This is a genomic window from Nonomuraea montanisoli, from assembly GCF_013363975.1.
In the GTDB taxonomy this organism is placed as follows: Bacteria; Actinomycetota; Actinomycetes; order Streptosporangiales; family Streptosporangiaceae; genus Nonomuraea; species Nonomuraea montanisoli.
Genome location: NZ_JABWGN010000002.1, coordinates 74,094 through 94,018 on the forward strand (window position 1 = coordinate 74,094; position 19,925 = coordinate 94,018).

The 19,925-nt window shown below is 71.8% G+C and carries 18 protein-coding genes; 13 read left to right on the plus strand and 5 right to left on the minus strand.

Annotated elements, in window-relative coordinates; all coding sequences use genetic code 11:
* Positions 1-11 precede the first annotated feature (11 nt).
* The 4 genes from HTZ77_RS03920 to HTZ77_RS03935 are packed head-to-tail and all read right to left on the minus strand — an operon-like array spanning position 12 to position 4,780.
* The gene (locus HTZ77_RS03920) at positions 12-1,844 is read right to left on the minus strand and encodes a glycoside hydrolase family 127 protein (protein ID WP_175588053.1); all 1,833 of its coding nucleotides are present in this window, start codon (positions 1,842-1,844) and stop codon (positions 12-14) included.
* On the minus strand, positions 1,837-2,601 hold the full coding sequence (locus HTZ77_RS03925; RefSeq protein WP_175588054.1) for a carbohydrate ABC transporter permease: 765 nt from the start codon (positions 2,599-2,601) through the stop codon (positions 1,837-1,839). Before HTZ77_RS03925 ends, HTZ77_RS03920 begins: the two co-directional genes overlap by 8 nt.
* On the minus strand, positions 2,598-3,512 hold the full coding sequence (locus tag HTZ77_RS03930) for a carbohydrate ABC transporter permease (protein ID WP_175588055.1): 915 nt from the start codon (positions 3,510-3,512) through the stop codon (positions 2,598-2,600). The genes HTZ77_RS03925 and HTZ77_RS03930 overlap by 4 nt, the downstream gene beginning before the upstream one ends.
* A complete protein-coding gene (locus tag HTZ77_RS03935; RefSeq protein WP_175588056.1) occupies positions 3,509-4,780 on the minus strand; it encodes an ABC transporter substrate-binding protein in 1,272 nt (423 codons plus the stop codon). Before HTZ77_RS03935 ends, HTZ77_RS03930 begins: the two co-directional genes overlap by 4 nt.
* A gap of 123 nt (positions 4,781-4,903) precedes the next feature.
* On the opposite strand from HTZ77_RS03935, the gene HTZ77_RS03940 reads away from it, so the two are divergent.
* The 11 genes from HTZ77_RS03940 (at position 4,904) to HTZ77_RS03990 (ending at position 17,243) form a co-directional block, all read left to right on the plus strand.
* Positions 4,904-5,908 (plus strand): LacI family DNA-binding transcriptional regulator, encoded by a 1,005-nt coding sequence (locus tag HTZ77_RS03940; RefSeq protein WP_175588057.1) that lies wholly within the window; start codon positions 4,904-4,906, stop codon positions 5,906-5,908.
* Positions 5,909-6,094: 186 nt separating this feature from the next.
* Positions 6,095-7,078 (plus strand): LacI family DNA-binding transcriptional regulator, encoded by a 984-nt coding sequence (locus tag HTZ77_RS03945; protein WP_175588556.1) that lies wholly within the window; start codon positions 6,095-6,097, stop codon positions 7,076-7,078.
* A 100-nt stretch (positions 7,079-7,178) separates the two neighbouring features.
* Entirely contained in the window at positions 7,179-8,159 is a 981-nt protein-coding gene (locus HTZ77_RS03950; RefSeq protein ID WP_328808403.1) for an ABC transporter substrate-binding protein, read from the plus strand.
* Between the two features lie 68 nt (positions 8,160-8,227).
* On the plus strand, positions 8,228-9,736 hold the full coding sequence (locus HTZ77_RS03955; RefSeq protein ID WP_235994313.1) for a sugar ABC transporter ATP-binding protein: 1,509 nt from the start codon (positions 8,228-8,230) through the stop codon (positions 9,734-9,736).
* Entirely contained in the window at positions 9,733-10,746 is a 1,014-nt protein-coding gene (locus tag HTZ77_RS03960) for an ABC transporter permease (RefSeq protein WP_175588058.1), read from the plus strand. Before HTZ77_RS03955 ends, HTZ77_RS03960 begins: the two co-directional genes overlap by 4 nt.
* On the plus strand, positions 10,743-11,741 hold the full coding sequence (gene yjfF / locus HTZ77_RS03965) for a galactofuranose ABC transporter, permease protein YjfF (RefSeq protein ID WP_175588059.1): 999 nt from the start codon (positions 10,743-10,745) through the stop codon (positions 11,739-11,741). The genes HTZ77_RS03960 and yjfF overlap by 4 nt, the downstream gene beginning before the upstream one ends.
* A 66-nt stretch (positions 11,742-11,807) precedes the next feature.
* Positions 11,808-13,433: a ribulokinase gene (araB, locus tag HTZ77_RS03970; protein WP_407940476.1), complete on the plus strand. Its 1,626-nt coding sequence runs from the start codon at positions 11,808-11,810 to the stop codon at positions 13,431-13,433.
* Entirely contained in the window at positions 13,430-14,089 is a 660-nt protein-coding gene (locus tag HTZ77_RS03975) for an L-ribulose-5-phosphate 4-epimerase (protein WP_175588061.1), read from the plus strand. The genes araB and HTZ77_RS03975 overlap by 4 nt, the downstream gene beginning before the upstream one ends.
* Positions 14,086-15,555, plus strand: coding sequence for an L-arabinose isomerase (araA, locus tag HTZ77_RS03980; RefSeq protein ID WP_175588062.1), 1,470 nt, complete (start codon positions 14,086-14,088; stop codon positions 15,553-15,555). The genes HTZ77_RS03975 and araA overlap by 4 nt, the downstream gene beginning before the upstream one ends.
* Complete coding sequence (locus tag HTZ77_RS03985; protein WP_328808404.1) at positions 15,555-16,790, plus strand: FAD-binding protein; 1,236 nt, start codon at positions 15,555-15,557, stop codon at positions 16,788-16,790. Before araA ends, HTZ77_RS03985 begins: the two co-directional genes overlap by 1 nt.
* A gap of 60 nt (positions 16,791-16,850) precedes the next feature.
* The gene (locus HTZ77_RS03990) at positions 16,851-17,243 is read left to right on the plus strand and encodes a DUF3224 domain-containing protein (RefSeq protein ID WP_175588063.1); all 393 of its coding nucleotides are present in this window, start codon (positions 16,851-16,853) and stop codon (positions 17,241-17,243) included.
* A gap of 25 nt (positions 17,244-17,268) precedes the next feature.
* On the opposite strand, the gene HTZ77_RS03995 is transcribed toward HTZ77_RS03990, so the two are convergent.
* The gene (locus HTZ77_RS03995; RefSeq protein WP_407940477.1) at positions 17,269-18,234 is read right to left on the minus strand and encodes a helix-turn-helix domain-containing protein; all 966 of its coding nucleotides are present in this window, start codon (positions 18,232-18,234) and stop codon (positions 17,269-17,271) included.
* 72 nt (positions 18,235-18,306) lie between these two features.
* Between HTZ77_RS03995 and HTZ77_RS04000 the strand changes: the two genes are divergently transcribed.
* Together HTZ77_RS04000 and HTZ77_RS04005 are read left to right on the plus strand one after the other, a co-directional pair.
* Positions 18,307-19,326, plus strand: a complete 1,020-nt coding sequence (locus HTZ77_RS04000) for a type III polyketide synthase (RefSeq protein ID WP_175588065.1) — start codon at positions 18,307-18,309, stop codon at positions 19,324-19,326.
* Positions 19,327-19,350: 24 nt separating this feature from the next.
* A complete protein-coding gene (locus HTZ77_RS04005) occupies positions 19,351-19,905 on the plus strand; it encodes a TIGR03086 family metal-binding protein (RefSeq protein WP_175588066.1) in 555 nt (184 codons plus the stop codon).
* The last annotated feature ends 20 nt before the right edge of the window (positions 19,906-19,925 follow it).

Consider the following 19,925-nt stretch of genomic DNA (forward strand, 5'->3'; position numbering starts at 1 on the left):
GCGGGGGGGTGTCACTCGGCGACGGGAAGCCAGACGCGCATGGTGGCGGGGCCGCGGTTGCCCCACCGGTGATAGGGGACGAGCCGCAGCACGGTGTCCGCGCCGCCGCTCACCTGGTCCGGTTCCGGCCCGTACGGCCAGCCGTTGCCCCGGGGCGCCGCGCGCACCGCGGCGACCTCCAGCTCGACCGCCTCGCCGCCTGCGGTCCCGTCCTCCTCCGCGGACGGGACCTCCGCGGGCGGGACCGGCGCGCGGACGGTCAGGTGCGCCAGGGGCGGCTCGTCGCCCACCGACTCCGCGCAGTACACGAGCGGCCCCCGCTCCACCGCCGCGCAGCCGCGCAGGGCGTCGATGCGCCGGTCCGGGTACGTCCAGCGCGGCTCCATGGGCAGCTCCAGCCGGATCTCGTCCCCGGCCCGCCACGGCCCTTGCGCGGTGGCGTAGCCGGGCGCGACCGGCCGGGCCGGGCCGGAGCCGGCGGACAGCGTGGCGCCGCTCGCCCAGGACGGCACCCGCAGCGACACGGCGCCCGCGCCGTCCTCCAGGACCCGCACCGTCACGCCGCCCGACCACGGGTAGCCGGTCTCCACCCGCAGCGCCAGCTCGCCGTGCCGGATCTCGGCGGGCGTGTGCTGGTGGATCCGCACCCCGCCGGAGTCGGCGGCGGCCACGTACGCGCCCAGGGAGGCGAGGGTGCGGGCGATGTTGTTCGGGCAGCACGACACGTCGAACCACTGCGAGCGCAGGCTGCCCTCGGCCGCGTGGTTGACGCCTTCGGGGGGCGCGGCGGCCACCCGCACGTGCAGCGGGTTGGCGTAGAAGAACGAGCGGCCGTCCAGCGCGACGCCGGTGGCGAGCATGTTGTACATCGTCCGCTCGGTCACCTCGGCGTACCTGACGTCGCCGGTGGCGAGCAGCAGCCGGTGCGCCAGCATGATCGAGGCGATGCTCGCACAGGTCTCGTTGTAGGCGCGGTCCGGCGGCAGCTCGAAGTCCTCGCCGTACGACTCGTCGGCGTGCCGCGAGCCCATGCCGCCGGTCAGGTGGGTGCGCCGGGTCAGGGTCCGCTCCCACTGCGCCTCGACGGTCTTGAGCAGCTCCTCGTCGCCGGTCTCCACGGCCACGTCCACCACGCCGGAAGCCAGGTAGAGGGCGCGGACGACGTGGCCGCGGAAGACCTGCGCCTGCCGTACCGGGAGGTCGTCCTGGAAGTAGGCGCGGCCGAAGGGGATGTCGCCCAGCGCCGGCAGGCCGCGGCGCTCGACGAAGCGGCGGGCCATCTCCAGGTACCGCTCGGCCCCGGTCGCCCGGTACAGCTCGACCAGCGCCATCTCGACCACCGGGTGGCCGCAGGTCTCGGTGGTGTCCATGAAGCGCCGGCACACGTGGTCGGCGGCGCGCAGCGTGATCTCGGTCAGCCGGTCCTCGCCGTGCGTGCGCAGCCGGGCCACGCCCGCCTGGATGAGGTGGCCGTAGCAGTACAGCTCGTGGCCCCACTCGAAGTCGGTGTAGCGGTTGCCGCTCCAGCGCGTGTTGAGGTAGCCGTCGCCCTCCTGCGCCCTGCCCACGGTCTCGGCCAGCTCCGGCAGCGCCGGGTGGTCGGCCCAGGCCATGCCCTCCAGCAGCTTGTAGATCTCCGAGTCGCTGAACTCCCGGCCCCGGCGCGGGCGCTGTCCGCGGAAGTTGCCGATCCAGCCTTCGCGCTCCATCCACTCCTGGCAGTGCGCCATGGTGACGTCCCGGTTGAGGGCCGCGCGGTCGCCCCAGAACCCGGCGGCCAGCCGCACGGAGTCGAGGCCCAACGGGGAGAGCACGCCCGAGGAGGGCAGGACAGGGTTAGCCACGCAGAGCTCCCGACATGAATCCGCGCACGTAGTGGCGCTGCAGGACGATGAAGAGGATGAGGCACGGGATGGCCATGACCATGACGCCGGCCTGGAGCATCCCGTAGTCGATCGCGCCGAACGTGCGCTGGGTCATGCTGACCACGGCCACGGGCAGCGTGAAGGACGAGCCGTCGTTGAGCAGGATGAGCGGGGCGAAGAAGTCGTTCCAGGAGGCGAGGAAGGCGAACAGGCCGACCGTGACGAGCGCGGGCCGCACCGCGTGCAGCAGGATGCGGGAGAACGCGCGGAAGGTGCCGCAGCCGTCGACCAGCGCCGCCTCCTCCAGCTCGCGCGGGATCGCCTCGAACGCGTTGCGCATCATGAACAGCGCGAACGGGAGCTGGAACATGACGAACACCAGCGACAGCCCCACCAGCGAGTTCTGCAGGCCGATGAAGCCGAGCAGCACGTACAGCGGGATGAGGATCGTCGCGTACGGCACCATGAGGATCGCCAGCGTGGCCAGGAACAGCAGGTTCTTGCCGGGGAAGTCGAAGCGGGCGAAGGCGTAGCCGCCGAGCGCCGACACCACGAGCGTGCCGGCGACGGTCATGGCCGACACGAGCACGCTGTTGGTGGCGTACGTGCCGAGCCCCTCGCCGAACCTGGCCATCTCCAGGTAGTCGGACGGGTCCTCCAGCGACGCCCAGCCGCTCCACACCAGCGGGAACAGGAACAGCACGGCCAGCGCCGACAGGGTGAGGTGGCGGGTCACCGCAGCCTCCGCATCATCAGGGCGTTCAGCCCGACCAGGCCCACCAGCAGCACGACCGACAGGGCGGCGGCGCCGCCGAGGTCGAAGCGGAAGAACGCGTCGCGGTAGACGACCATGACCATGGAGACGGTGCTGTTGTCGGGGCCGCCGTTGGTGAAGATGAAGAACTGGTCGAAGGCCAGCAGGGAGCCGGTGACGCTGAGGATCAGCATCAGGGCGAGCGTGGGCCGCAGCAGCGGCAGCGTGATCCTGGTGAAGATCTGCCGGCGGCCGGCGCCGTCGCTGCGCGCCGCCTCGTAGACCTCGACCGGGATCGCCTGGAGCCCGGTCAGCAGGATGAGCATGTTGAACCCGGCGAAGCGCCACAGCACCAGCGCGATCGTGGAGAACAGCGCCATGTTCGGCGTGCCGATCCACTTGACCGGCTCGTGGGTGATCCCCAGCGCCCGCAGCATCGGGTCGACGGGGCCGAAGTCGTTGTTGAGCATGCCGTAGAACAGCAGCGCGGCGGCGGCGAAGCCGACCGCGCCCGGCAGGAAGAACGCGGTGCGGAAGAAGCCGACGCCGGGCCGGCGCTCCTGCACGAGCAGGGCGAGGCCGAGCGCGACCGACGACAGCAGCACCGTGGTGATCGCCGTGTACTTCAGCGTGAAGAGCACCGCGTCGAGGAACAGCGGGTTGTCGGCGATCCTGGCGTAGTTGTCCGGGGCGTTGAAGTGGGCCGGGCCGAGCAGCGGCCAGCGGTTGAGCGACATCCACACCACGAGCACGAGGGGCACGACGAACAGCACCCCGACGATGACCGCGGTGGGCGCCGCGTACAGCCAGCCCTGGACCTTCTTGCCCCGCCATCGGGCGGGCGGCGCGCCGTGCGCCGCCCGCCGTCCGGCGCGCGTGAGCGTCAGCGTCATTGCTGCAGCGACTTCGTGATCTCGGCGTTGAGCTGCGGGAGCTTCGAGGCGTCACCGAACATCGCCTCGCGGGCCAGGCGCAGCCACGGCCCCTGCGGGTCGTTGAAGGTCTGGCCGAAGCGCGGCGCGAACGGGGTCTGGCCCTTGGCCACCAGCGAGTTGATCAGCACGACGCGCGGGTCCTCGGCGGAGTACTTGTTACCGGCCAGGTCGGTGCGGGCGAGCACGTCCTTGTTCTTGGCCATGACCTCGACCTGCGCGTCCTCCGACATGGTCCAGGACAGGAAGTCCCAGGCCGCGTCCGCGTTCTTCGTGGTGGAGGAGATGCCGATCGAGTCGCCGCCGACGAAGGTGGACTCGCCGCCGTCGGGGCCGGCGATCGGGGTGACACCGATCTTCATGTCCTTCGGCATGAGGCCGAGCGTGGTCGAGGGCATCGGCATGACGCCGATCTCGCCCTTGGGGAAGAAGCCGGTCCAGGTCGGGCCCTGCTCCTCCTTGGCCGTCGGGCCGGTGGCCTTCTTGTCGTACAGCTCGCGCCAGATCGTGAAGACCTCGGTCATCGGGGGCCGGTCGTTGAGGGAGGTGGTGCCCTCGGGGTTCATGACCTGGCCGCCGGCCGCCCAGACCGAGGGCCAGAAGGTGAAGACGTAGCAGCCGCCGCAGTTGCCGCCGAAGAACGTGCCGTGGACCTTGCCGTCCTTGCCGAGCTTGTCCTGGATGGTGGTCGCCTGCTGGGCGAACTCCTTGAGCGTCTTGGGGCCCTTCTCCGGGTCGAGCCCGGCCTTCTGGTACAGGTCCTTGTTCCAGAACCAGACCGACAGGTCGAGCGTGTGCGGCAGCGTGTACCGCCGGCCGTCCATCGTGCCCAGCTTCATGTGCGAGGGCGCGAGCTTGTCCTTGAACGGCAGGGCGGCGATCCGGTCGGTGATGTCGAGGAACAGGCCCTGCGCGGTGTAGTTGGGGACGAAGATGACGTCGGCGGCGAACACGTCGGGGAGCTGCTTGGCCCCGGCGGCGGCCGCGATGCGGGGCTGGTAGTTGTCCGTCGGGATGACGGTCAGTTTGACCTGGTTCTTGTGGCTGCTGTTGTAGGCCTTCACCAGCCGCTCGCTCTGGGCCTGCGTGGCGGCGCGCGTCCACATGGTGATGGTGGCCGGGCCCGCGGCGGGCTCGGCCGACGACCCGGCTCCGCCACCGCCGCCGCAAGCTGCGGATGTGAGCGCTAACAGTCCGAGGATGGCGATCCCGGCCAGCCGTCGTCTCATGGTTGTCTCCTTCGGGACCCCCGAGAACTAAAAGGTTTTCGGAAACGTAGAAGAAACATCGGTGCCTGTCAATGGGTGTTAAGGTGCGTGGCAGTTGCCGGTGAATGAAAAGGGTTTCGAAACATGGCGGGTAGGCGCGTGACCATCAACGACGTGGCCTCCCTGGCGGGGGTGTCGATCGCCACGGCCTCCAAGGCGCTCAACGGGCGGCAGGACGTGCGGGCCTCGACCCGCGAGCGGGTGCTCGCCGCCGCCGCGGAGCTGTCGTTCCAGCCGAACGCCCTCGCGCGGGGGCTGCTGTCGGGACAGACCCGTACGGTGGGGCTGCTCACCTCCGACAGCGTGGGCCGGTTCGGGATCCCGGTGCTGCTGGGGGCCGAGGACGCGTTCGGCGCGGGGGAGATGGCGGTGATGCTGTGCGACGCGCGCGGCGACGCCATCCGCGAGCAGCACCACCTGCGCGCGCTGCTGTCGCGCCGGGTGGACGGGATCATCGTGGTCGGCGAGAGCACCAACCCGCGGCCCTCGGTCAGCAAGGACCTGCCGGTCCCCGTCGTGTACGCCTACGGGCCCTCCGACGACCCGGAGGACGTGTCGTTCGTGCCCGATGACGTCGGCGGCGCGGCGATGGCCGTGGAGCACCTGCTCGCCCTCGGCCGGCGCCGGATCGCGCACGTCACCGGGCCCCGGCACTACAAGGCGGCCCGCGACCGGGCCGAGGGGCTGCGGATCGCGCTGGAGGCGGCCGGCTGCGAGCAGGCCGGCGAGACGCTGTGGGGCTCGTGGTCGCAGCGCTGGGGGCGGCACGCCGCCGAGATGCTGCTCATGGCCGAGCCGGGCGTGGACGCGGTGTTCTGCGGCAGCGACCAGGTCGCGGCCGGCTTCGTGGAGGCCGCCCGCGAGCGGGGCCGCTCCGTGCCCGGCGACCTCGCGGTGATCGGCTACGACAACTGGGAGGTGCTGTCCACCGAGACGCGCCCCGCGCTCACGACCGTGGACATGAACCTGGAACTGCTCGGCCGCACCGCCGCCCAGCACCTGTTCGCCGCCATCGACGGCCGGGCCACCCCGGGGGTGCACCGCATGCCCTGCCATCTGGTGATCCGGGACTCGACCGCCGCCGCGTGAGGAACCCCGTGCCCGCAGGGGAAGAGCGCCCGAACGGTCGATCACAAGCGCGCACGTGACGTTTCCGTAATCCCGGGAGCTCTTGACGGGACCCATTGTTAACGTTCACAGTCTTCCCAGGCCCAGCGTGAGAGGGCCGGGAAGGAGCACCTCGTGGGATCGTCGCAAGCCCGGCGGATGCCGGTCATGGCGGACGTCGCCCGTGAGGCGGGAGTGTCCCACCAGACGGTCTCACGTGTGCTCAACGAGCACCCTAACGTGCGCAGCGAGACCCGTACCCGGGTTCTGGAGGCGATCGACAAACTCGGCTACCGCCGCAACCTCGTCGCCCGCGCCCTGGTGACCAAGCACTCGCGGACGCTGGGGGTGGTCAGCTTCGACACCACCCTCTACGGCCCGGCCAGCACGGTGTACGGCATCGAGCAGGCGGCCCGCGCGGCGGGCTACTTCGTCAGCATCGTCAGCCTCAAGTCCATCGACCGGACCGGCGTCCGCGACGCCCTCGACTACCTGGCCGACCAGGGCGTCGACGGCATCGTGGTCGTCGCGCCGCAGCGCTCGGCGGCCCAGACCCTGGCCGACCTGGCGCCCGGCGTGCCCATCGTGGCGGTCGAGGGCGGCGAGGCCGGCGACGTGTCGGTGGTCTGCGTGGACCAGGTCGAGGGGGGCCGGCTCGCCACTGAGCACCTGCTCTCGCTGGGCCACGAGACCGTCTGGCACGTGCGGGGCCCGTCCGACTGGCTGGAGGCCGAGGGCCGCGTGGCCGGGTGGCGGGCGGCGCTCGCCCAGGCCGGGCGCGCGGCGCCGGAGCCGCTGGCCGGCGACTGGAGCCCGCGCTCGGGCTACGAGGCGGGCCGCAGCCTGGCGTCCATGGCGGGCGTCAGCGCGGTCTTCGTGGCCAACGACCAGATGGCCCTGGGCGTGCTCAGGGCGTTCTCGGAGCAGGGGGTGAAGGTGCCCGACCAGGTGAGCGTCGTCGGTTTCGACGACATCCCCGAGTCGGAGTTCTTCTCGCCTCCCCTCACCACCATCAGGCAGGACTTCGACGCGGTCGGCAGGAACAGCATCGAGGTGCTCCTCCGGCAGATCGAGGGCGAGGAGCCGCCCGCGTGCGAGCGCCTCGTCGTCCCGCCCTCCTTCGTGGCCCGGGCCAGCACGGCGCGGGCCTGAACAGCTTTCAGCGATATCGGGGACATCGGGGAACACGGAAGCGCGGCGCTCGCGTCAGGTCGCTGATGTTAGCGCTCACATAGGGAAAGAAGGACTCCACGTGTTGAAGAGGATCTCGATGCTCGTCGTCGCCGGCCTCGCCGCCGCGACGCTGACCGGCTGCGGCGGCAGCGGGGGCGGGAGCGGCTCGGGCGGCGGGGACGGCTCGATCACCATGGGCTTCTCCCAGGTCGGCGCCGAGAGCGGCTGGCGCACGGCGAACACCAAGTCCGTGCAGGAGGCGGCCAAGGCCGCCGGGATCACCCTGAAGTTCTCCGACGCCCAGCAGAAGCAGGAGAACCAGATCAAGGCGATCCGCTCCTACATCCAGCAGAAGGTGGACGTCATCGCCTTCTCGCCGGTGGTCGAGTCGGGCTGGGACACCGTGCTCAAGGAGGCGAAGAACGCCAAGATCCCGGTCATCCTCACCGACCGGGCCGTCGACTCCAAGGACACCAGCCTCTACAAGACCTTCCTCGGCTCGGACTTCGTCGAGGAGGGCCGCAAGGCCGGCAAGTGGCTGGTCGAGCAGTACAAGGACGCCAAGGACCCGGTCAACATCGTCGAGCTCCAGGGCACGACGGGCTCCGCGCCGGCCAACGACCGCAAGGCCGGCTTCCAGGAGGTCATCGGGGCCGACCCCAAGTTCAAGATCATCGCCTCGCAGACGGGCGACTTCACCCGCGCCAAGGGCAAGGAGGTCATGGAGGCGTTCCTCAAGGCCAACCCCGACATCGACGTCCTGTACGCCCACAACGACGACATGGGCCTCGGCGCCATCGAGGCCATCGAGGGCGCCGGCAAGGTCCCCGGCAAGGACATCAAGATCATCACCGTGGACGCCGTGCACGACGGCATGCAGGCCCTGGCCGACGGGAAGATCAACTACATCGTCGAGTGCTCCCCGCTGCTCGGCCCGCAGCTCATGGACCTCGCCAAGAAGGTCGTCAAGAACGAGAGCGTCCAGGCCCGCGTGGTGACCGAGGAGACCACGTTCACCCAGGAGCAGGCCAAGACCGCGCTGCCCGACCGCAAGTACTGACCCGGTGACCGGGCCGGCCGCCCCGGCCGGCCCGATCGCAGATCACGCGAACAGGAGGGGGCGCCGCCTTGGACGTACCCGCTCCGGTCCTGCGGATGAGCGGGATCGGCAAGCAGTTCCCTGGAGTGAGGGCACTGGACGGCGTGGACCTGCGGCTGCTGCCGGGCGAGGTCCACGCGCTCATGGGCGAGAACGGCGCGGGCAAGTCCACGCTGATCAAGGTCCTGACCGGGGTCCACCCCGCCGACTCGGGCACGATCGAGCTGGCCGGCCGGACCGTGTCCTTCGCCGGGCCGCTGGAGGCCCAGCAGGCGGGCATCAGCACCGTCTACCAGGAGGTCAACCTCTGCGCCAACCTGTCGGTGGCGGAGAACATCTTCATCGGCCGCGAGCCGCGCCGCCGCGGCCGCATCGACTGGAAGCGGATGCGGGCCCGCGCCGCCGAGCTGCTGGAGCGGCTGGAGCTCGACGTCGACGTCTCCGCGCCGCTGTCGTCGTACTCGCTGGCCCTGCAGCAGATGGTGGCCATCGCCCGCGCCATCGACGTCGAGGCCCGGGTGCTCATCCTCGACGAGCCCACCTCCAGCCTCGACGCGGGCGAGGTGCGCCAGCTCTTCCACGTGATGCGGCGGCTGAAGGAGGAGGGCATCGCCATCCTCTTCGTCTCCCACTTCCTCGACCAGATCTACGAGATCTCCGACCGGATGACGATCCTGCGCAACGGCCGGCTGGTCGGCGAGTACCTCACCCGCGAGCTGAGCCAGGTCACGCTCGTCTCCAAGATGATCGGCCAGGAGCTGGCCGAGCTGGAGCGCCTGCACGGCGAGGCCAGGACCTTCGACCGGCCCCTGGTCGAGGCCCGCGAGCTGGGCCGGACCGGGGCCGTCGAGCCGTTCTCGCTCACCATCCACGAGGGCGAGGTCGTGGGCCTGGCCGGGCTGCTCGGCTCCGGCCGCACCGAGATCGCCCGGCTGCTGTTCGGCGCCGACCACGCGAGCAGCGGCGAGGTCGCGGTCGGCGGCGTGCCCGCCGCGCTGCGCACCCCGCGGGCGGCGATGGCGCACCGCATCGCGTTCTGCTCCGAGAACCGCAAGCGGGACGGGCTGATCCCCGACCTCACGGTCCGCGAGAACATCGTCCTCGCCCTCCAGGCCACCCGCGGCTGGACCCGGCCCGTGCCGCGCGACCAGCAGGACGAGCTGGTCGGCCGCTACGTCAAGGCGCTCAAGATCAGCCCACCCAACCCCGAGCACCTGGTGCGCAACCTCAGCGGCGGCAACCAGCAGAAGGTGGTGCTCGCCCGCTGGCTCATCCTGGAGCCGCGGCTGCTCATCCTCGACGAGCCGACGCGCGGCATCGACGTCGGCGCCAAGGCCGAGATCCAGCGGCTGGTCGCCGAGCTGTCCGACGGCGGCATGGCCGTGCTGTTCATCTCCGCCGAGCTGGAGGAGGTGCTGCGGCTCAGCCACCGGGTCGGCGTGCTGCGCGACCGCAGGCTGGTGGCCGACCTGCCCAACGACGACACCCTCACCACGGACAGGCTCATGGAGACCATCGCGAGCGGGGGCCGGGCATGAAGCGACTCCTCTGGCCGCTGCTCGTGCTGGCCGCGCTGCTGGCCGTCAACCTCTTCTTCACCCCCTCCTTCTTCTCCGTCGAGATGAAGGAGGGGCACCTGTACGGCAGCCTCATCGACATCCTGCGCTTCGGCGCCCCGCTCATCCTGGTCTCGCTCGGCATGACCCTGGTCATCGCCACCGGGGGCATCGACCTGTCGGTCGGCTCGGTGGTGGCGATCTCCGGGGCGCTGGCGTGCCTGCGGATCAGCGAGGACGGGGGCGTCTTCTCCGCCGTGGTGCTGGCGCTCGGCCTGTGCGTGCTGCTCGGCCTGTGGAACGGGTTCCTTGTCGCCGGGGTCGGCATCCAGCCGATCATCGCCACGCTCATCCTCATGGTCGCCGGGCGCGGGCTGGCCCAGCTCATCACCGACGGGCAGATCATCACCGTCAACAGCCCGTCGTACAAGGTCATCGGCGGCGGCTACCTGCTGACCGTGCCGTTCGGCATCCTGCTCGTGCTCGTCGTGCTGGGGGTCACCGCGTTCCTCACCCGGCGGCTCGCCCTCGGCGTGCTCATCGAGTCGGTCGGCGGCAACGCCGAGGCCAGCCGGCTCGCGGGCATCCGGGCGCGCGGGATCGTCATCACGGTGTACGCCTTCGCCGCGCTGTGCGCGGGCGTCGCCGGGCTCATGATCAGCTCGAACGTGTCCAGCGCCGACGGCAACAACGCCGGCCTGTGGATCGAGCTGGACGCCATCCTCGCGGTCGTCATCGGCGGCACCTCGCTGTCGGGCGGCCGGTTCTCCCTCGGCGGTACCGTGCTCGGGGCGCTCATCATCCAGACGCTGACGACGACGATCTACTCGGTGGGCGTGCCGCCGGAGACCACGCTGCTGGTCAAGGCGCTCGTGGTGGCGGCGGTCTGCCTCCTCCAGTCGCCGAAGTTCCGTGACAAGGTGTTCCGCCGGGCCGGGCCGCCGTCCTCGCCCCGGCCGGCGGCCGAGGAGAAGGTGCGGGTGACGGCATGACGACGGCCATCCTCGACCGGCTCGGCGCGCGCGGCCGGTCCGTGCCCGCCAAGTACGTGCCGGTGCTCGTGACCGCCGGGCTTTTCGTGGCGATGTTCGTCGTGGGCGGCATCCGCTACGAGGGGTTCGCGACCGGGCAGGTGATCCTCAACGTCTTCATCGACAACGCCTTCCTGCTGGTGGTCGCGGTCGGCATGACGTTCGTGATCCTGACCGGCGGCATCGACCTGTCGGTGGGGTCGGTCGTCGCGCTGTCCACGATGATCTCGGCCAGCCTCATGGCGGGGCCGGGCTGGCCGCCGTACCTGGTGGTGCCGCTGGTGCTGCTCATCGGGTCGGCGCTCGGGCTGGTGATGGGCTACATCGTGCACGCCTTCGACATCCAGCCGTTCATCGTCACGCTGGCCGGCATGTTCCTGGCCCGGGGCCTGTGCTACACGATCGGCACCGACTCGATCCCCATCGAGGACCCGACGTTCACCGCGTTCGCGCAGACCAGGATCGACCTGTTCGCCGACCTGTGGATCTCGCCGAGCGTGGTGATCGCCGCCGTGGTGGTGCTGGTGGCGGCGTACGTGCTGCACTACACCCGCCTCGGCCGCACCGTCTACGCGACCGGCGGCAGCGAGCAGTCGGCCCTGCTCATGGGCCTGCGGGTGGGGCGGACCAAGGTGGCGGTCTACACGATCAGCGGCTTCTGCTCGGCGCTCGGCGGGGTGCTGTTGTCGTTCTACATGCTGTCGGGGTACGGCCTGCACGCCGTCGGCATGGAGCTCGACGCCATCGCGGCCGTCGTCATCGGCGGCACCCTGCTGACCGGAGGCTCCGGCTTCCTGCTCGGCACGGTGCTCGGCGTGTTGGTGCTGGGTCTCATCCAGACCGTGCTGAGCTTCGAGGGGACGCTGAGCTCCTGGTGGACGAAGATCTTCATCGGGTTGCTGCTGTTCGTGTTCATCCTGTTGCAACGTCTATTCTCGGCGCGGCGCCGTACCTGACCGTTCGTGCGGCGTGCGCCGTACCCGACCTGGGGAGTGTGTGTGAGCGTTAACAGTGGCAGCTACGTGATCGGCGTCGACTTCGGCACGCTGTCGGGACGCGCCGTGGTGGTGCGCGTCGCGGACGGCGCCGAGCTCGGCACGGCCGTCCACGAGTACGCCCATCGCGTCATCGAGGACCGCCTGCCGGGCGGCGACGTGCGCCTCGGGCCTGACTGGGCCCTGCAGTCGCCGCACGACTGGCTGGACGTGCTGAAGATCGCGGTGCCCGAGGCCGTGGCCGCCGCGGGCGTGGACCCCGCCGAGGTCATCGGCATCGGCACCGACTTCACCGCCTGCACCGTGCTGCCGACGACCGCCGACGGCACGCCGCTCTGCCACGACACCCCCGAGCGCCCCCACGCCTGGCCCAAGCTGTGGAAGCACCACGCCGCCCAGTCCCACGCCGACCGCATCAACGCCCTGGCCGCCGAGCGCGGCGAGACGTGGCTGCCCCGCTACGGCGGCAAGATCTCCTCCGAGTGGGAGTTCGCCAAGGGCCTGCAGGTCCTGGAGGAGGACCCCGAGGTGTACGCGCGGGCCGAGCGCTGGATCGAGGCCGCCGACTGGATCGTCTGGCAGCTCACCGGGGTCGAGACCCGCAACGTCTGCACCGCCGGGTACAAGGGCATCCGCCAGGACGGCGCCTACCCGTCCGAGGAGTTCCTGGCCGCGCTCAACCCCGGCTTCGCCGGCTTCACCGCCAAGCTCGGCCATGACATCTCGCCCCTCGGCGGGCTGGCCGGCCGGCTGACCGCCGAGGCCGCCGCCTGGACCAAGCTGCCCGAGGGCATCGCCGTCTGCGTCGGCAACGTGGACGCGCACGTCACCTCCGCCGCGGCCGACGCCGTCCGGCCCGGCCAGATGGTCGCCATCATGGGCACCTCCACCTGCCACGTCATGCCCTCCGACCAGCTCGCCGAGGTGCCCGGCATGTGCGGCGTGGTCCAGGACGGCATCGTGCCGGGCCTGTGGGGTTACGAGGCCGGCCAGTCGGGCGTGGGCGACATCTTCGCCTGGTTCATCGACAACTCCGTGCCCGCCTCCTACGCGCGCGCCGCCGAGGAGCGCGGCCGGACGGTCCACGAGCACCTGACCGAGCTGGCCGCCGCCCAGGAGGTCGGCCGGCACGGCCTGGTCGCGCTCGACTGGCACAACGGCAACCGTTCGGTGCTGGTGGACCACAACCTGTCCGGCGTGATCGTCGGCCAGACGCTCAGCACCCGGCCCGAGGACGTCTACCGGGCGCTCATCGAGGCCACCGCGTTCGGCGCCCGCGTGATCGTCGAGACGTTCGAGGCGTCCGGCGTGCCCGTCGAGGAGTTCGTGGCGGCGGGCGGCCTGCTGAAGAACCGCTTCCTCATGCAGGTCTACGCCGACGTGCTGCGCCGCCCGATCTCGGTGATCGGCTCGGACCAGGGCCCGGCGCTCGGCTCGGCCATCCACGCGGCCGTGGCCGCCGGCGCGTACGCCGACATCGACCAGGCCGCGGCCGCCATGGGCACGCGGCGCGAGAACGTCTACCTGCCCGACGAGGGCCGGGCCGACGCCTATGACCGGCTCTACGCCGAATACCGCACACTGCACGACTACTTCGGGGACGGACGCATGCTGCACACCCTGCGGAAGATCAGGAACGAGGCCGGCTCATGATCCAGCGCTTGCGGAGGACGGTCAGCGACCTGCACGCCGAGCTCGTACGCTACGACCTCGTCGCGTGGACCGCCGGGAACGTCTCCGGCCGGATCCCGGGCGAGGACCTGTTCGTCATCAAGCCGTCGGGGGTGAGCTACGACGAGCTCGGGCCGGAGAACATGGTCCTGTGCGACCTCGACGGCAACCTCGTGGAAGGCGACCACTCGCCGTCCAGCGACACCGCCGCGCACGCCTACGTCTACCGCAACATGCCCGAGGTGGGCGGCGTCGTCCACACCCACTCCACCTACGCCAGCGCGTGGGCCGCCCGCGGCGAGGCCATCCCCTGCGTGCTGACCGCCATGGCCGACGAGTTCGGCGGCGAGATCCCGGTCGGGCCGTTCGCGCTGATCGGCGACGACTCCATCGGCCAGGGCATCGTCGAGACCCTCAAGGGTCACCGCTCGCCCGCCGTGCTCATGCGCAACCACGGCGTCTTCAGCATCGGCAAGGACCCCAGGGCCGCGGTGAAGGCCGCCGTCATGTGCGAGGACGTGGCCCGCACGGTGCACGTCGCCCGCCAGCTCGGCGAGCCGCTGACCATCGGGCAGGACGACATCGACCGCCTCTACGACCGCTACCAGAACGTCTATGGACAGAGGAGCCCGCGTTGACCATCTGGTTTCTGACCGGCAGCCAGGGACTGTACGGCGAGGACACGCTGCGGCAGGTCGCCGAGCAGTCCCGGCGCATCGCCGAGGCCCTGCCGGTGCCCGTGGAGTGGAAGCCCGTGCTCACCGACGCGGCGGCGATCCGCCGGGTGATGCTGGAGGCCAGTGCCGACGACTCGTGCGCCGGGGTCATCGCGTGGATGCACACGTTCTCGCCGGCCAAGATGTGGATCGCCGGCCTCGACGCGCTGCGCAAGCCGCTGCTCCACCTGCACACGCAGGCCAACGTGGAGCTGCCGTGGAGCTCCATCGACATGGACTTCATGAACCTCAACCAGGCCGCCCACGGCGACCGGGAGTTCGGCCACATCCAGACCCGCCTCGGCGTCCCCCGCAAGACCGTCGCCGGGCACGTCAGCGACCCGCGGGTCGGCGAGCGCGTCGAGGCGTGGGCGCGGGCCGCGACCGGCCTGGCCGAGCTGCGCACCCTCAAGCTCGCCCGCTTCGGCGACAACATGCGCGACGTGGCCGTCACCGAGGGCGACAAGGTCGAGGCGCAGCTCCGCTTCGGCGTCTCGGTCAACACCTACGGCGTCAACGAGCTGGTCGAGGCCGTGGACGCCGCCTCCGACGCCGACGTGAACGCCCTGGTCAAGGAGTACGAGGAGCTCTACCGGGTGACGCCCGAGCTGCTCGGCGAGCGGCGCGAGTCGCTGCGCTACGCGGCCCGGATCGAGCTCGGCCTGCGCCACTTCCTGGAGGGCGGCGGCTTCAGGGCGTTCACCACGAACTTCGAGGACCTCGGCGGCCTGCGCCAGCTCCCCGGCCTGGCCGTGCAGCGGCTCATGGCCGACGGCTACGGCTTCGGCGGCGAGGGCGACTGGAAGACCTCGGTGCTGCTGCGCACCCTCAAGGCCATGTCAGCCGGCGGGGCGCCCGAGGGGGGCACCTCGTTCATGGAGGACTACACCTACGACCTGACGCCCGGCCAGGAGGTGATCCTGGGCGCGCACATGCTGGAGGTCTGCCCGTCGATCGCCGCGGACACCCCGTCGTGCGAGATCCACCCGCTCGGCATCGGCGGCCGGGAGGACCCGGTCCGGCTGGTGTTCGACGCGGCCCCCGGCCCGGGCGTCGTCGTGGGCCTGGCCGACATGGGCGACCGGTTCCGGCTCGTGGCCAACGAGATCGACATCGTCCCGCCGGCCGAGCCGCTGCCCGCCCTGCCCGTGGCCCGCGCCGTCTGGAAGCCCCGGCCCGACTTCCGCACCAGCACCGAGTCGTGGCTGACCGCCGGCGCCCCCCACCACACCGTGCTGTCCACGGCCGTCGGAGCCGAGGAGCTGAGCGACCTGGCCGACATGCTGGGCGTGGAGCTGCTCGTCATCGACGCCGGCACGACGAGCCGGCAGTTCGCGAAGGAGCTGCGCTGGAACCAGGCGTACTACCGCCTGGCGCAGGGCTTCTAGTGACCCGGGACGTCGTGGCCGCCGGTCCGTCGAACTGGGCCGGCAACGTGGCCTTCCGCGCGTCGGGCGTGCGGCGGCCGTCCTCGCTGGAGGAGCTGCGGCGGCTGGTCGCCGGCAGCGCCCGGGTGCGGGCGCTCGGCAGCGGCCACTCGTTCAACGACGTCGCCGACACGGTGGGCGAGCTGGTCGCGCTCGACCGCATGCCGTACGTCATGGAGATCGACGGCGGCGGGGACGGACGGGCTCCCCGGGCGCGGGTCGGCGGGGGCGTGACCTACGCGCGCCTCGCCGCCGACCTGCACGCGCGCGGATTAGCCCTGGCCGCCATGGCCTCGCTGCCGCACATCTCGGTGGCGGGGTCGGTGGCGACCGGCACGCACGGCTCCGGCGACGGCAACCGCAGCCTCGCGGCCGCGGTCTGCGGGCTGGAGCTGGTCACCGCCGACGGCTCGCTCGTCTCGCTGGAGCGCGGCGACGACGGCTTCGCGGGCGCGGTCGTCGCGCTCGGGGCGCTCGGCGTCGTCACGTCGCTCACGCTGGACGTGGTGCCCGCCTTCGAGCTGCGCCAGTACGTCCGCGAGGACCTGCCGCGCGACGCCCCGTTCGACGAGGTCATGGCCGGCGGCTACAGCGTCAGCCAGTTCACCGACTGGCGCTCCACCCGGGTGTGGCTCAAGCGGCTCACCGAGCTGCCGGACGGCGACTGGCTCGGCACCCGGGCCGCCGGCGGCCCCCGCCACCCGGTGCCCGGCATGCCCGCCGGAAGCTGCACCGCGCAGCTCGGCGTGCCGGGGCCGTGGCACGAGCGGCTGCCGCACTTCCGGGCCGACGCGCCGCCGAGCGGCGCGGGCGACGAGCTGCAGTCGGAGTTCACGATGCCGCGGGAGCGGGCGGCCGAGGCGCTGGCCGCGCTGTACGCCGTGGGCGACGCGATCCGGCCCGCGCTGCAGATCTCGGAGGTGCGCACGGTCGCGGGCGACGACCTGTGGCTGAGCCCGTTCCACGGCCGCGACAGCGTCGCCGTCCACTTCACCTGGGTCAAGGACGGGGACGCGGTGCTCCCGGCCCTGCGGCTGGTGGAGGAGACGCTGGCGCCCTTCGATCCCCGGCCGCACTGGGGCAAGCTGTTCACCCGGTGGCCGGAGCCGTCGGAGCGGTTCGGGGCGCTGGTGCGCGCGTACGACCCGGAGGGGAAGTTCGGCAACGACTTCGTCCGGCGCGTCGTGGGGGAGTGAGACTCCGCTCGCCGGTCATACCTGACAGGAGGTGACAGGTACGACCGGCATCCTGGACCCATGACCGCTCACGGAACCTTCGACATCGACAGCGTGACTCCCCAGCCGCCCTTCTCCGAAGCCGACGGCGTCTCGCTCGGCCAGATCACGCTGACCAAGACCTTCCACGGCGACCTCGACGCCACGTCCGTGGTGACCATGCTGGCCACGGCGACCGAGATCGAGGACTCCCGCTCGTACGTGGCGGTGGAGCGGATCGAGGGCACCCTCGACGGGCGCAAGGGCAGCTTCGTCGTCCAGCACATCGCCGCCAGCGACCGGGGCGAGCCGTCGCTGCGCGTCACCGTCGCCCCCGACTCCGGCACGGGCGAGCTGCGCGGCATCCGCGGCGAGCTGGAGATCAGCATCGCGCCCGACGGCTCCCACTCCTACACCTTCGACTACCGCCTGTGACGCCTTCCCCGGGGCATGGCCGGGGTCACCTCGCCGAGGCGCCTCTGGTGGTGAAGGCGCGGCGGTAGGCCGACGGGGACGTCCGCATCGTGCGCGCGAAGTGCTGGCGGAACGTCACCGGGCTGTCGAACCCCACCGCGGCCCCGATCTCCTCCACGGGCGCGGCCGTGGCCTCCAGCATGGGCAGGCTGGCCGCCACCCGCTGCGAGATCACCCATCTCAGCGGCGTCGTGCCGGTGCGCCGCCGGAAGTGCCGCAGGAACGAGCGCTCCGACATGTGGGCCACCCGCGCCAGGTCGGCCACGGTGATCGGCCGCGCCAGGTCGGCCAGGGCCCAGTCCATCGCCCGGGCCACCGCGTCGTCGTCCTCGACCGGCCGTACCGGGGCCTCGATGAACTGGGCCTGCCCGCCCTCCCGGTGCGGCGCGATGACGAGGCGGCGCGCCACGGCGTTGGCGACGCCGGGGCCGTGGTCGGCGCGGACGAGGTGGAGCAGCAGGTCGAGCCCCGCCGCGCTGCCCGCGCTGGTCAGCACGTCGCCGGCGTCCACGTACAGGACCGAGGCGTTGACCCGCACCGCCGGGAAGCGGCGCTGGAGCAGGTCGGTGTACTTCCAGTGGGTGGTCGCCTCGCGCCCGTCGAGCAGGCCGGCCGCCGCCAGCGCGAACGCGCCCGAGCAGATCGACACCACGCGCGCCCCGCGGTCGTGGGCCCGCCGCAGTGCCGCGACCAGCTCCGCCGACTCCGGGCCGCGCACGTCCGGCACGCCGGGGACGATCACCGTGCCGGCCTCGGCCAGCACGTCGAGCCCGTGCGCCGCCTGGAGGGTGAACCCGCCCACGGCATGCAGGGGGTGCGTCGTCTCGGCGCAGACCCGCAGGTCGTACCAGGGCACCCCGAGCTCGGGCCGCGGCAGCCCGAAGATCTCCACCACGCAGCCGAGCTCGAACGGCCCCATCCCGTCGAACGCGAGCACCGCGACGGTCGGCAATGGAGGCGTCAACGAGATCGGGATCGCCATGGGCGCATGTTAGCCCGCCTCCCAAAGCGGGAGAAACAGGACATGCACATATCGGGGGTACACACCGTTCTGCCTGATCATCGTTACGAGCAGGCGGAGATCATCGAGGCGTTCTCCCGGTTGACCGAGGCCGACCGGGACCTCCTGGAACACTTCCGCGACGCCACCGGCGTCCGGGCACGCCACCTCGCGCTCGCGCTGGAGGACTACGGCAAGCTCGACTCCTTCACCCGCGCCAACGAGACGTACGCCGAGATCGCGCTCGACCTCGCCGAGCGGGCCGTCCTCGGCGCCCTCGCCAAGGCGGACGTGCCGCCGGCGAGGGTGGACCACCTGATGTTCTGCTCCAGCACGGGCCTCGCGACCCCGTCGCTGGACGCCCGGCTGGCCCAGCGGGCGGGGCTGCGCGACGACGTCAGGCGCGTGCCGGTGTTCGGGCTCGGGTGCGCGGCCGGCGCCGCGGGCCTGGCCCGGCTCAACGACTACCTGCGCGGCTGGCCCGCCCACGTCGCGCTGCTCGTCTGCGCGGAGCTGTGCTCGCTGACCCTCCAGCGCGACGACACCTCCGTCGCCAACGCCCTGGCCGGGGCGCTGTTCGGGGACGGCGCGGCGGCGGTCGTGGCCACCGGGCGCGGCCCGGGACCCGAGGTGGTGGCCACGCGCAGCAAGCTGTACCCCGGCACCGGGCACCTCATGGGGTGGGAGATCGGCCGGCACGGGTTCCGCGTCGTGCTGGATCCCGGGCTGATCGGCTTCGTCGAGCAGGTGGTCGGCGGCGACGTCAGGACGTTCCTCGCCGACTACGGCCTGACCCCCGACCAGGTCGGCGCCTGGATCTGCCATCCCGGCGGGCCCAAGGTCATCGAGACGATCGCGGGCGCGCTGGGGCTGCCCGTGTCGGCGTTCGCGGTGAGCCTGGAGTCCATGCGGGAGCACGGCAACCTGTCGTCGGTCTCGGTGCTGGACGTCCTGCAGCGCACGCGCGGCCGTCCCGGCCAGCCTGGGCTGCTGCTCGCGCTCGGACCGGGCTTCTCGGCGGAGCTGGTCCTGCTCCACTGGTGAGCGCGGGCTGGCATGCTGGGGCGCATGAACGGAACCATGGACGAGACGCTGCCCCTCCTGGAGCGTGCCGCCGGCCGTACGGCGGACCTGGTGGACAGTATCGGAGAGGACGAGCTCGCGCTGCCGACGCCGTGCGCCGAGCTGGACGTACGCGGGCTGATCGCCCACCTGGAGTGGGGGGCTTCGCTGTTCGAGTCGCTGGCCACCGGCGGCCAGATGATCCCCCAGGGGGAGTACACCGGCGACTTCCGCGAGCGGGCCGAGCGGATGCTGGCCGCCTGGCGCCGGCCGGAGGCGTGGGAGGGCACCAGCCCCGGCATGGGCCTGCCCATGGCGACCCTCGCCGGGATGAGCCTGTGCGACCTGGTCGTCCACGGCTGGGACCTGTCCGTGGCGATCGGCCGGCCGTACGAGGTGGGCGGGGAGGAGGCGGAGCGGCTGCTCGCCTTCGCCGGCCAGATGGCCCCCATGGGGCGGGAGAGAGGGGCGTTCGGCGAGCCGGTGGAGGTGCCCGCCGGCGCGCCCGCGCTGGAGCGCGCGCTGGGAGAGCTCGGCCGCGACCCCTCGTGGAAGCCCTGACGATCTCTGGGAGCTGAGGG